At 59.9% G+C, this 12,296-nt stretch carries 13 protein-coding genes and 1 pseudogene; 10 read left to right on the forward strand and 4 right to left on the reverse strand.

Annotated elements, in window-relative coordinates:
- Positions 1-45 precede the first annotated feature (45 nt).
- Entirely contained in the window at positions 46-1,932 is a 1,887-nt protein-coding gene (speA, locus tag ABE093_RS06285) for an arginine decarboxylase (RefSeq protein ID WP_430759972.1), read from the reverse strand.
- Between the two features lie 129 nt (positions 1,933-2,061).
- Between speA and ABE093_RS06290 the strand changes: the two genes are divergently transcribed.
- The 3 genes from ABE093_RS06290 (at position 2,062) to ABE093_RS06300 (ending at position 4,309) form a co-directional block, all read left to right on the forward strand.
- On the forward strand, positions 2,062-3,108 hold the full coding sequence (locus tag ABE093_RS06290) for an MBL fold metallo-hydrolase (RefSeq protein WP_430759973.1): 1,047 nt from the start codon (positions 2,062-2,064) through the stop codon (positions 3,106-3,108).
- 83 nt (positions 3,109-3,191) lie between these two features.
- Positions 3,192-4,040 carry a polyamine aminopropyltransferase gene (gene speE, locus ABE093_RS06295; RefSeq protein WP_430759974.1) on the forward strand — a complete coding sequence of 283 codons (849 nt, stop codon included), beginning with the start codon at positions 3,192-3,194 and terminating at the stop codon, positions 4,038-4,040.
- A 20-nt stretch (positions 4,041-4,060) separates the two neighbouring features.
- Complete coding sequence (locus ABE093_RS06300) at positions 4,061-4,309, forward strand: putative hemolysin (RefSeq protein WP_430759975.1); 249 nt, start codon at positions 4,061-4,063, stop codon at positions 4,307-4,309.
- 18 nt (positions 4,310-4,327) lie between these two features.
- On the opposite strand, the gene ABE093_RS06305 is transcribed toward ABE093_RS06300, so the two are convergent.
- Positions 4,328-4,666: a P-II family nitrogen regulator gene (locus ABE093_RS06305; protein WP_430759976.1), complete on the reverse strand. Its 339-nt coding sequence runs from the start codon at positions 4,664-4,666 to the stop codon at positions 4,328-4,330.
- Positions 4,667-4,801: 135 nt separating this feature from the next.
- On the opposite strand from ABE093_RS06305, the gene ubiK reads away from it, so the two are divergent.
- The 7 genes and pseudogenes from ubiK (at position 4,802) to ABE093_RS06340 (ending at position 10,988) form a co-directional block, all read left to right on the forward strand.
- Entirely contained in the window at positions 4,802-5,068 is a 267-nt protein-coding gene (ubiK, locus tag ABE093_RS06310) for a ubiquinone biosynthesis accessory factor UbiK (protein ID WP_430759977.1), read from the forward strand.
- Positions 5,069-5,085: 17 nt separating this feature from the next.
- Positions 5,086-6,009 (forward strand): annotated as a pseudogene (locus ABE093_RS06315) (YifB family Mg chelatase-like AAA ATPase); the annotation flags it as partial.
- Positions 6,010-6,276: 267 nt separating this feature from the next.
- Positions 6,277-7,488: a tyrosine-type recombinase/integrase gene (locus ABE093_RS06320; RefSeq protein ID WP_430759978.1), complete on the forward strand. Its 1,212-nt coding sequence runs from the start codon at positions 6,277-6,279 to the stop codon at positions 7,486-7,488.
- A 235-nt stretch (positions 7,489-7,723) separates the two neighbouring features.
- Positions 7,724-8,176 (forward strand): helix-turn-helix domain-containing protein, encoded by a 453-nt coding sequence (locus ABE093_RS06325; RefSeq protein WP_430759979.1) that lies wholly within the window; start codon positions 7,724-7,726, stop codon positions 8,174-8,176.
- Positions 8,173-9,996 (forward strand): hypothetical protein, encoded by a 1,824-nt coding sequence (locus tag ABE093_RS06330; protein WP_430759980.1) that lies wholly within the window; start codon positions 8,173-8,175, stop codon positions 9,994-9,996. The genes ABE093_RS06325 and ABE093_RS06330 overlap by 4 nt, the downstream gene beginning before the upstream one ends.
- Positions 9,983-10,525, forward strand: a complete 543-nt coding sequence (locus tag ABE093_RS06335) for a GIY-YIG nuclease family protein (RefSeq protein WP_430759981.1) — start codon at positions 9,983-9,985, stop codon at positions 10,523-10,525. Before ABE093_RS06330 ends, ABE093_RS06335 begins: the two co-directional genes overlap by 14 nt.
- Positions 10,526-10,556: 31 nt before the next feature.
- Positions 10,557-10,988: a hypothetical protein gene (locus tag ABE093_RS06340; RefSeq protein ID WP_430759982.1), complete on the forward strand. Its 432-nt coding sequence runs from the start codon at positions 10,557-10,559 to the stop codon at positions 10,986-10,988.
- Positions 10,989-11,050: 62 nt separating this feature from the next.
- Here ABE093_RS06340 and ABE093_RS06345 read toward each other — a convergent pair whose 3' ends face one another.
- A complete protein-coding gene (locus ABE093_RS06345) occupies positions 11,051-11,332 on the reverse strand; it encodes a BPSL0761 family protein (RefSeq protein WP_430759983.1) in 282 nt (93 codons plus the stop codon).
- A gap of 295 nt (positions 11,333-11,627) precedes the next feature.
- Positions 11,628-12,098, reverse strand: a complete 471-nt coding sequence (locus tag ABE093_RS06350; RefSeq protein ID WP_430759984.1) for a hypothetical protein — start codon at positions 12,096-12,098, stop codon at positions 11,628-11,630.
- Positions 12,099-12,296: the final 198 nt, after the last annotated feature.

Below are 12,296 nucleotides of genomic sequence, written 5' to 3' on the forward strand. Positions count from 1 at the left end.
GCTTTGCGCCGAACCGTGCCGCCGCTGCGACGAATCGCCGCGCGATTACTCCAGCGGCGCGTCGTCGAGATAGGTATAGGCGGTGAGCCCGGCTTCCAGCGCGTGCTGCAATCGTTCGCTTTCGCCCGGCGACAGGTCGGCCGATTCGACGCGAGCGCGATAGATGCGACGCAGGTCGTCGAGCTTGTAGCCGACGTAATCGAGCATCACGTCGGTGGTGTCGCCGCGACGCTGCTGGCTGATCACGCAATCGTCGCCGTTGACACGCACTTCCACCGCATCGGTATCGCCGAACAGATTGTGGATGTCGCCGAGGATTTCCTGGTAAGCGCCGATCAGGAAGAAGCCGATCCGGTACGACTGTCCCGGCACCAGCTCGTGCAGCGGCAGCGAGGTGTCGAGATCTTCGTTCTCGACATAGGTGTCGATCTTGCCGTCGGAATCGCAGGTGAGGTCGCAGATCACGCCGCGGCGCACCGGCGCTTCGTTCAGGCGTTCGATCGGCACGATCGGGAACACCTGGTCGATCGCCCACACGTCCGGCATCGACTCGAACACGCTGAAGTTGACGAAATACTTGTCGACGAGACGCTCGTTGAGCTCATCGAGGAGATCGCGATGGCTCTTCTCGTCGTAGGTCAGGCGCGATTTCACTTCATGCGCAATCGCGTAGAACAGGTCGTCGATGCGCGCGCGCTGGACCAGGTCGATCTGGCCAAGCGCGTACAGGCTCAAGCCATCCGCATGCGACTGCGCGGCTTCGTGGAACACTTCCACCGCCGGGCGCGTCGCCAGTTCCGCATGCAATTCGCGCAGGTCGCGCACCGGCTGGGATTCGTCGTCGTTCTGCGGCGGAACGCGGCCTTCCGGCGCCTGCTCCACCTCCGACACGTTGGCCACCAGTACCGCGTGGTGCGCGGTCATCGCGCGACCGCACTCGGTGATGATGCGCGGCTGCGGCAAGTCGTTCTGCTCGCAGGCCTGGGCCAGCGGCTGGACGATGCTCGATGCGTAGTGATGCAGTCCGTAGTTCACCGAGTTGTAGCTGCGCGAACGCGTACCTTCGTAGTCGATGCCGAGGCCGCCACCGACGTCGACGTAATCGATCTTGGCGCCAAGCTTCGACAGCTCGATGAAGTAACGGGTCGCCTCGCGCATGCCGTTGGCGATGTCGCGGACGTTGGAAATCTGCGACCCCATGTGGAAATGCAGCAGCTTCAGGCAGTCGCCGATGCCGGCATCGCGCAAGTGCTTCCACAGATCGAGCACCTGGCGCGGATTCAGTCCGAACTTGGCCTTGTCGCCACCCGAGTTCTGCCACTTGCCAGCGCCCAGCGATGCCAGCCGCATGCGCACGCCGAGGCCCGGCGTCACGCCCAGCGCCTGCGACTCCTCCAGCACGAGCTTCAGCTCGGAGGGCTTCTCGATGACGATGAAGGTCTGCAGGCCGAGCTTGCGGCCGATCAGGGCGAGACGGATGTACTCGCGATCCTTGTAACCATTGCAGACGATCACGCCACCCGGACGCGACAGCGCCAGCACCGCCATCAGTTCCGGCTTGCTGCCGGCTTCCAGGCCAAAGCCCTCGCCCGCGTGCGAGGCCAACGTGCCGGCGACGCCGGCATGCTGGTTCACCTTGATCGGATAGACCGCGGTGTAACCGCCGCTGTAATCCCAGTCCTTCTGCGCCTGCGCGAACGCCGCCTGCAGCTTGCCGAGGCGATCACCGAGGACGTCGGGGAAACGGACCAGCAGCGGGAGGTGCGCGCCGTTGTGGAGCGCGCGATCGACCACGTCGGAGAGCGCGACTTCCGGACCACCGGCGCCCTTGGGCCGGACCACGACCCGCCCCTGTCCGTCGACGTCGAAATAGCCGTCCGACCAGTGCGGAATCGAGTAGGTCTTGCGGGCGAGGTCGAGGGACCAGGTCATTTCAGGCGGGCCGGGCGGGGAAAACGGGCGGATAGTGTAAAGGTGCACCGTCGACTCCCGGGCAAAACGCCGCCACAACGGGATTTCCGTCGCCATTGCATGGACGCCGACAGGGCCCATATTGAGCCCATGGACCAGCCAACCCGTGGTTTTCCCCCGTCACCCACCGATACCGATGCCCGACTGACCTCGCCGCAGTGGGTGCACGGCCGTTTCCGCAACAAGGTGGCCGCGCCGCCGACGGTGAGCCGCGAGAATCGCACCACCCTGTGGGACTTCTTCTTCAACAAGCCCAAGGACACCGTGCCGCACGGCACGATCCCGGTGCAGGCGATCACCCGCGCCGATCTCGACGCCGCGCCCGACCACAGCCTGTGGCGGCTCGGCCACTCGACCGTATTGATGAAGCTGGGCGGCGCGTTTTTCCTCACCGATCCGGTGTTCAGCAAGCGCGCCTCACCGGTGCAATGGTTCGGTCCGCGCCGCTTCCATGCACCGCCGATCTCGATCGAGGACCTGCCGCCGATCCGCGCGGTGATCCTCTCGCACGATCACTACGACCACCTCGACAAGACCGCGATCCGCAAGCTCGCGCCGAAGGTGCAGGATTTCGTCACCACCCTCGGCGTCGGCCAGCGTCTGATCCGCTGGGGCGTGCCGGCGGCCAAAGTGCACGAATTCGACTGGTGGCAGGAAGCGCGCGTCGATGATGTCCGCCTCGTCTGCACCCCGGCGCAGCATTTTTCCGGGCGCGGACTGCGCGACGGCAATTCGACGCTGTGGTGCTCGTGGGTCATCGCGCATGGCGACCGCAAGATCTTCTTCAGCGGCGACGGCGGCTATTTCGACGGCTTCCGCGAGATCGGCCAGCGCCACGGGCCGTTCGACCTCAGTCTGATGGAAGACGGCGCCTACAACGCCGCCTGGCCTTACGTGCACATGGCACCGGAACAGAGCGTGCAGGCGCATGTCGATCTCGGCGCCAAGGTGATGCTGCCGATCCACAACGGCACGTTCGATCTGTCGATGCACGCCTGGTTCGATCCGTTCGAGCGGGTCACCGCGCTGGCGCGGCAACAGGGCGTGCGCCTGGCGACGCCGCGGATCGGCCAGCGCATCGATATCGGCGATCCGCCGCCCGCCGAGGCATGGTGGCGCGGAGTCGATCCGGCGTGATTCTCCCCGCTGTCATCACGCCGACCGCGCCGGCCCGGTAAAATCGCCGGCCTGACACACCTGATTTGGCGGAGCCCGCAGCGATGACCGACACCAACTGGCATTACGAACCCTTCGAACCCACCGGTTCGGCCATCGGTTTTCGCATCACCCGCAAGCTCGACGAGGTGCAGTCGCCGTTCCAGAAGATCGAGATCTTCGAGTCGACCGATTGGGGCAACCTGATGCTGATCGACGGCGCGATGATGCTCACCACCGACGACAACTTCTTCTACCACGAGATGATCGCCCATCCGGTGCTGTTCACCCATCGCGATCCCAAGCGCGTGGTGATCATCGGTGGCGGCGATTGCGGCACGCTGCGCGAAGTACTGAAGCACACCGGCGTCGAGAAGGCGACCCAGTGCGACATCGACGAGCAGGTCACCCGCATGGCCGAGAAGTATTTCCCGGAACTGTGCGAATCCAACAACGATCCGCGCGCCGAGCTGCTGTTCGATGACGGCCTCGCCTACGTCAAGAACCTGGCGGAGAACAGCGTCGATATCATCATCGTCGATTCCACCGATCCGATCGGCCCGGCGGAAGGCCTGTTCAACGCCGAATTCTTCGCCGACTGCATGCGCGCGCTGAAGGACGACGGCCTGCTGGTGCAGCAATCGGAATCGCCGCTCAAGCTGCTCGGCTTGATCAACCAGATGCGCGACGAAATGCGCAAGGCCGGCTTCACCACCTTCCAGACGCTGCCGTTCCCGCAGCCGTGCTATCCCACCGGCTGGTGGAGCGTGACGATGGCCCGCAAGTCGGGTGGGTTCGACTTCCGCGAAGCCGATGCGGCGGCGAAGTCGTTCGCGACGAAGTACTACACGGCCGACATCCACCGCGGCGCGGCATCGCTGCCGCCGTTCGTGAAGGCCGCGCTGAAGGACTGATCCGTCACCGGGAGTCGAAGATGAACCTGCTTCACGCCATGATTCCGTTGTCCGCGCTGGTATTGCTGTCGGCCTGCGCCGCGCCATCGCCGGCACCGGAAACGAAATCGATCGGGATGGCCAATCCGGCCTCGCAATACTGCGTCAAACTCGGCGGCAAGCTGGAAATCGTCAAGCAGGCCGATGGCGGCGAAATTGGCATGTGCCACCTCCCCGACGGAACCACGATCGAGGAATGGCAGTTGTTCCGCCGCGACCACAAGCAGTAAGACGAGCGTCGACGCGGATTACAGCGCGTCGGCGTCCAGCTCGCCGGTGCGGATGCGCACCACGCGATCGAGATCCCAGACGAAGATCTTGCCGTCGCCGATCTTGCCGGTGCCGGCCGCCTTCATGATCGCCTCGATCGCGGCCTCGGCCTGGTCGCCGGGCACGGCGATTTCCAACTTGAGCTTGGGCAGGAAATCGACCACGTATTCGGCGCCGCGATAAAGCTCGGTATGGCCTTTCTGGCGGCCGAAGCCCTTGACCTCGGTCACGGTGATGCCGGCTACGCCGATGTCGGCCAACGCCTCGCGCACATCGTCGAGTTTGAACGGCTTGATGATCGCCATCACCATTTTCATGCGGGGCCTCCGGGTATCCTTGTCGCCAGCTTAGCGCGTGGCCCCGGAATTTTCCGAGGTGCCGGCGCGGCGGTCGCCGATGGGCGCGGCATCCAGGCCGCGCGACGCTGGCGACACGACACCACGGAGCACGCCATGATCGACCTCAGCCAACTCGACGACCTCGCCCGCCGCCTCAGCAACCTGGTGCCGCAGAGCCTGCGCGACAGCCGCGAGGAACTGCAGCAGAACTTCAAGTCGGTGCTGCAGGCCGGTCTCGGTCGGCTCGATCTGGTGACCCGCGAGGAATTCGACGTCCAGCGCGCGGTGTTGCTGCGCACCCGCGAAAAACTCGAAGCGCTGGAACGCCAGGTTGCCGAGCTGGAAGCCGCACATCGCGGTGCCGGCAGCACCCAGCACTAAGCGTCCGGAGCAAAGCCATGCAACTCGCGCTCGCGCACAGCCGTGCGCGTGTCGGCGTGTCCGCGCCCGCCGTCACCGTGGAAGTGCATCTCGCCGGCGGACTGCCGCGCATGTCGGTGGTCGGTCTGCCGGAAGCTGCCGTCCGTGAAGCCAAGGATCGGGTGCGTGCGGCGATCTCCTGCGCACAGATGGAATTCCCCTCGCGTTCGATCACGGTCAATCTCGCGCCCGCCGACCTGCCCAAGCACGGCGGTCGCTTCGATCTGCCGATTGCGCTCGGCATTCTTGCTGCAGCGGGCGAGATTCCGCAGGAAGCATTGAACGGTGTCGAATGCATCGCCGAACTCGGGCTCACCGGCGAACTGCGCCCGGTCGATGGCGTATTGCCGGCAGCGCTCGCCGCTCAGGCACAGGGGCGACGGTTGATCGTCGCGCCGGGCAACGCCGCCGAAGCCGCGCTCGCCCGCGATGCCGATATCCAGGTCGCGCGCACGTTGTCGGAAGTCTGCGCCATGCTGCGGGGCGACCAGCCGCTTCCACGTGCATCCGCCGATGCCGACAGCGCGCCTTTCCATCCCGATCTCGCCGATGTCCGCGGCCAGCAACATGCACGTCGCGCGTTGGAGATTGCAGCCGCTGGGGGTCATCATTTGCTGCTTACCGGATCGCCCGGTTGCGGCAAAAGCCTCCTCGCCGCACGCCTGCCCGGCATTCTTCCCGAAGCCAGCGAACAGGAAGCGCTGGAATCAGCGGCACTGGCATCGATCAGCGGACGCGGCTTCTTCGATGCCTCGCGCTGGCGCCAGCGCCCATTTCGTTCACCGCATCATTCGTCAAGCGCCGTCGCGCTGATCGGCGGCGGTGGTGCAGACGTGCGGCCCGGCGAGATTTCGCTGGCGCACAACGGCGTGCTGTTCCTCGACGAATTCACAAGATTCGAAGGATCCCGTTCCCACCCATTCAGCTCCCAATTCCTGCACTAACTCTTTGTTGTAAAAGGGAATTAGGGCGGTTTTTGGACTCGTTTCCGGGCTTAGGGAATGCGCCTTGAGGGGACATAGTTGACTTGCACCCGCCTGGGGGACTAAAGGCGGTTTGCATTGCCAACTTTGGAAATCGCGACTGTGTGCTATCGCATTTGTCATGCACACCCAAACCCATCCCGGGGTCGCTTCTAGACCCACTCCATCCCCTTGGAGGCGTTCGCCATGACCGCCACCATCCTGCCCTTTGGACAAACCCCGCCGGCCCAGGTGGCCAACGAGGTCCCGGCCGCGACGCCAGAAGAAGAGCGCGAGGCGCGTCGCAAACGGGCCCGGCAGACCAAGCAGCCCACAGTCCTGCCCCTCCAACGGTCGCCCCGAAACCTGACCGAGCCCGAATTGAAGCTCCAGACCCAAATGCTGGATGGCTACTTCGTCGGCCACCGCGGGGCCCGGCGGCACACCCCAAAAACGATCCAGCGCGATCGCCGGCATGCGGAAGAATTCCTCGCCTATGTCGGCCAACCCATCTGGGCCTGTACGTCGGACGATTTCGAAGCGTGGTGCTCGCACCTGAACGCCGAGCGCAAGTTGAAGTCGAAGACCCAGCGTGGCATGCAGACAGCCGTCTCGACGCTGTACGACTACCTGGTCACCAACCGGAATTGGCAAAACCAGGTGCATGCCCTTTGTGGAGCGCGCATCGAGCAGGTGGTAACCGTCGAAAACCGCATCGTCCATGTCACCGACGACGGTGAGACGACGGAGCGGTATCACATGGACGCCCAGGAGTTGGATGCCTTCTTCCGGATGATCGACATGCTCATCGAGATTGCATGTGGCGAACGGAAACGGCTTCTGAAGACCCTGCAGCGCGACAAGGCGATGTTCTGCACGTATTACGCCTATGGTCTGCGATTGAGCGAAGGACACAAGCTCGACACGACAAGCTTCAGGAAGAATCCCGATCTCCCCGAACTTGGACGATATGGATTTGTCGGGGTGTATGGCAAAGGGAGTCAGGGCAGCGGACCCAAGTTTCGGATGGCCCCACCGATCATTCCTGGGATCCCCTTCATCCTGAATTGGTATCTGGAAGAGGTTCGACCGAAGTTCGCGGTCTTGCCTGGCCATGAATCCGCTCTGTGGCTGTCAGAGGTTGGCAAACGCCTGTGTCGCGCCTCGATCTGGAATCGCTATAAGTTTGTGATTCGTAGCTGCGGACTCGACGAACGGCTGTTTTCAACGCATGGCTTGCGACACATGTTCGCATCCCATCAGGCTGAAGCCGACGTCCCCATGCAGTTCACCTCCAAGAGCATGGGCCACGTGCACGGCGCCACCACCGCGCGCTACACCCATCTCTCGGACAAATTCCTGCGGAACGTCGCTGTCAACGTGATTCGCCGTGATCTGTACAAGGAAGACGAGACATGACTCGAGCACGCAAAACTACTCATCGCGGTGAAATCGTCGGGTCCGCTCTTCCGAAGCACAAACTTCGGCAGACATCCACACCTAGCGAGGCTGAAACGAATGACCTGCTCCACTCTCAGGCCGTTGAGTACAAATACGTATCCACGACTGCGCACTACACCCAACTTTCAGATGAGGTCCTGCGAAAGATCACTATCGACGTGAATCGAAAAACTCTGCACCCGAAGGACGACGAATGAGTCCGACGCGCGCCAGTGTTCAGTGGTCACTCCGCAACCTCCTCGAGCAGAACACACAGTTCACGATCGCCGAGTTGGTCCGGCAAATCGAAATCGATGGAGACTGCCCTCAGACCCGTAAACAAGTGACGCGCCTCCTCGGCCAGTCGCCGGAAACTGTCCCCATCGCACTGGTCGGCTCGCTGTGCAGGATTTTCAAATGCACGCCAAACGATCTCTTTGGATGGACGCTGCCCGACAACGTTGTCGATCTCAACCCGGGAATGACGGCGTTCACCGCTGAGGCGCGCAAGCGCGCAGTTGCAGGCGGTGTTCCGGAACTTGGCGATTTGCCCGATGGGATCGAACCCCTGGATCCCAAGGAGAAGGCGAAAGTGGTTGGCCCCTCCATGCGCGCTATGGCGCCACATCAAGCAGGTCGAGACCCCGCCAAGGGAGGGGAGAAATGACGCACTTCCCATGCACGGCCTGCGCCAAGGAGATGGGGGCTTATCGCGCCCGCAAGGGATATCAACTGTGTCGCAAGTGTTACTACAAGCGGGCCGAGCATCTGGAATGCGACAGGTGTGGTCGATTGACGATGATCTTGCCGACTGCCAATCCGAAACTGTGCGGCCGCTGCATCAATGACGCCCTCTATGAAGGAAAGACGTGCAAACGCTGCGGCCGAGCAACAGTGCCGCGCAAGCGGACCAATTATCCTGATGGCACCATTGCATGTCACTCGTGCGCCAACGAACTTTGCCCACCCAAGCAGTGCCACTACTGCTCGAATGTAAGTAATCGCGTTCACCGTGACTTCAAGCTGGGTTTCACAGAACCCGCATGCCCACAATGTCGGAGTACGCGCAACACTACGCCACTTTGCACCGGGTGCAGGCGCCCACGAAATACTGCAGGGCTTCGGGATGGAAATCCCTATTGCAAAGACTGCCTGCCGACAGGGCATCCGCCCATCATCGTCTGCATCACATGCGGAAAAACGAAATACGGTTTCAGCAAGACGCAATGCGAGGATTGCGCTTGGGAAGCAAGCCATCTCAAGCTGCTTGACACCCTCAGGCCTGCACTTCAATCGGACTGGGCCCGTGCCCTGTTTGAGTCCTATCACTATGAGGCTCGCATCAAGACCTTGCGGGGCCCCTGGCGTAACTCACTGAAAAGGGACATCGCGGCATTTCAGGCGCTCGAATCCGTCTTTGCGTCCGCGGATGAGCTCTCAGGCGTCTTGATCATTCGGCGCCTCGGACATCAGTTCTCGAAAAAGTACCGCCGGGTGATGTCGTTTCTCTCCTACATGGGCTACATCGTGCTGGACGATGACCCCGACTTTGGCCTGGAGCTCGCGATGAGCAGAATCCGGGCGCTGTCCGCTGACGACGCACCTTGGATTCAGGCCACGACGCAGGACTTCATTGGATACCTGCTGGAAACCAGAAAGAAGGCCAATGTGCAGCGCCGTACCCAGCACCTGGTCCGCATGGCGAAAAGCGTGGAATCAGCGGTGCGCACTGCGATATCACTGCTTCGCTATTGCGCGAATCATCACGGCGTCGAGAGCGTTCAGGAGATTACGCAGGAAATGTTTGAACTGGCCCTTGCCAATAAGCTGCACGCTTTCGCAATCGGCTCCTTCCTGCGCTTTCTCCGGAAGCGGAAGCTGTCGTTTCACCAGATCCGTCGCGTCAAGGTTCCGGCACCCCCCATTCCTTCGCATCTTGTCTACTCTGAAGAGGAGCGCAACCTGTTTCTTTCCGCATTCCGGGCCACGGATGATCCGAGAAAGAACCATTGGGCATTGATTTCCCAGCTCAATCTGATCTACGCGCAGACGATTTTCGATCTCGTTCAAATCGAAAAATCCAATGTCCTTGAAACGGAGGACGGGTTTGAAATTCGGTTTTCGAAAGTATTCATCCCTCTCGACGACTCCGTTGTCCCATCGATGCGGCGTTGGATAACACAACGTCGGGAACGCGGGGCGTTCGACGAACAAAATACCAGCCGCTATTTGTTCCCAGGCACGCGCTCGGGGACCCATATTCAGTCCACCGCCTTCCAAAATTACCGCAATCTCCATGGCTACGACGCTCGACGTGGCCGAGTGACGGCCATGGCCAACCTTGTGATGGGCGGAATCGCGAACCCACGCATGCTCCAAGACTTGTTTGGGATCAGTCAGAGTCGCGGAAACATGTACATCGAGCAGTTCGGCGCTTCTCAACAGCGCGTTGCCGGTCACGTCATGAGGCGTTATGGACACCAGTGATCTTTGGTACGCCTATTTACTCCGGTGCGAAGCGAATCGCCTTTACACAGGGATCTCGCGTGACGTTATTGCGAGATTCAAACAACACCTGAGCGGCCATGGAGCTCTCTTTACTCGCCTCTTCCATCCCAACGAATTCATCGGAGCTATCCCCGTCGGATCACGCACCCACGCGCAGCGTTTTGAAAAACAAGTCAAAACATGGAAGACGCAACGAAAGCTCCGGTTGTTTGAGCAGTTCGGACTAATTGATCTTCATCGTGACAACATCAAAAAGATATGCGTCAACCCTATCGTGAGCGTGCAAACCAACATGATCATCATTGATTGCCGTCTCATAGCCCTTATAAGCACGTACGCAAACATCCCCCTTAGCAATGCCTATGAAGCATTGAGAATCGACCCTACCTCATTCGAAAAATTGACGATTTCGAGCTTACGACTTGCCGAACTTATCCAAGTAGCATTTCGCCTAGATACGTTTTACTCGAGGAGTAGAAATTTTCTCAGGAAATGTGATTTCAGCTAGATCTTCCATCGTCATCAAATGGAATCACCCCATGGAAAAAGAATCTAAAAATCGACAAACCATCGAGGAAGCCAGCGCAAACCGACGAGCCGAAGTGGTTAAACCTTACCTGACGGAACCTGACGTTTTGGCCCGTCTAGGCATTGATAGAGATCACCTGACGGACCTTCGAGAACGAAGAAACATATTGGCCGTATGGCATGCGCCAGTGGAAGCATGGCTGTATCCAGACTTTCAATTTGACCCTGCTGGCCTAATCAAAGAGATGCCGGAGATATTGGAAACGTTTGATCTCTATTACAGTCATTGCTGGGAAAATACATGGTCGATCCTAGAATGGTTTCTTGCAGCCCATTCCCTCTTGGACAGGCGTCGCCCAATGGATGTCATTCAATCGAACCCAAGCGTTGTACTAGAAATCGCAGGACTTGATCTTTGGGAAGATCCTGAAACGCTGTGGTGACCGAACTGCCAGTGCCAGCAATGAGGGTAGTGGCTGGGATCAACGAGAAGCGGATGCCGGCGCTATTTCTCAGGCCACGTTAGTCGAGTGGAGTAACGGAGAGGGCCGAATTTGCAGTTCGCCGCCGACAAAGATATCTCGCCGGGAGCGATCAGCCCGAAGTCGAGTCCGGGCGAGTTCCCAAACATGGCCATGTGCGACATATCCTCGATGGTCGGGAAGTGTCGTGCAATGACGACGGCACTGCGTCTGACATCGAGTGGAAGGCGTTTGTCTCGCGCCACCTCGATCAGGAAGCCCCCGGCCCATAGAAGCGATCTGGTCCTTTCGTCTGGCATAGTCATCACTGATCCTCACGAAAGCTAGTGAGAACAGCATTACTGATTTCTGTCGCACAGGCTGCGAATTGCCCTGTTTATATATCTAGCTGATTTTAATTATTTCTCTGATAACCAATAGGACCGGCCAGGATTCGGCAGTCATTAAACGTCCGCTATGGTCGATTCCGATCTACGTCGCAATATTAATAAGACAACGACGCACTGATCGTGATCAATTTGTTTAGATGATCAACCCCACTGGTGTTGGCATGCTAGTACCACGAATTCTTGTGCGGTCTAGGAAGATTGGCTACTAACGTTACAGGCCGTTGTCGCGTATCAGCAAGAGCAGGCAATTAGCTACGTCCAACGCGGCATTAGCCCATGCTTCATCATCGCCAGGGCTCGCCTCCTCCAGGGGATCGGCTTTTCCGCCGTGGAAAAGATTGTTCCGTACTCGGCGCATCCCGTTCACTAATGCTTCTGAGGCATTAGCAGGCAAAGGCTTAGGCAGATAGCGAGCTTGATGGATGCCCCCATCGCTCACAATGAACTGAATCATGGGGCGGTCTCGGCTGCCGCCGAGGAACTTGTCCCGCGATTCAGCCGAAATCTTGTCGAAGAACACGGCAGGCGGCAACTGCCGAATGGCAGCATAGGCTGCCGACCAATTAATTTCAGCACGTCGCTCATGACCTGCTGACAAATAGCTGGACCGCTTCTTGAGCTCAAACTCCAACAGACCGCAGGTCTTCAGGAGCTCATAGGCGATAGCGGCGCTGACAGACATTATGTCGTCAATATCCCAAGTGGCCTGATGGCCAGGAGCTTCCTCATTTATTAGCCTTGTGCCCTTTGGATTTCATGTCAAACACTTGAGATGGACATGCAATTATGGCCCTAGCTTGACAGCACGTTGCGCCCTTGCGAAAGTTCGAAATCCACAAACATGAATGGGGATAAGACCGTCGACGGCAGCCTATTAGCA

Source organism: Solilutibacter silvestris, assembly GCF_050574925.1.
Lineage (GTDB): Bacteria > Pseudomonadota > Gammaproteobacteria > Xanthomonadales > Xanthomonadaceae > Solilutibacter > Solilutibacter silvestris_A.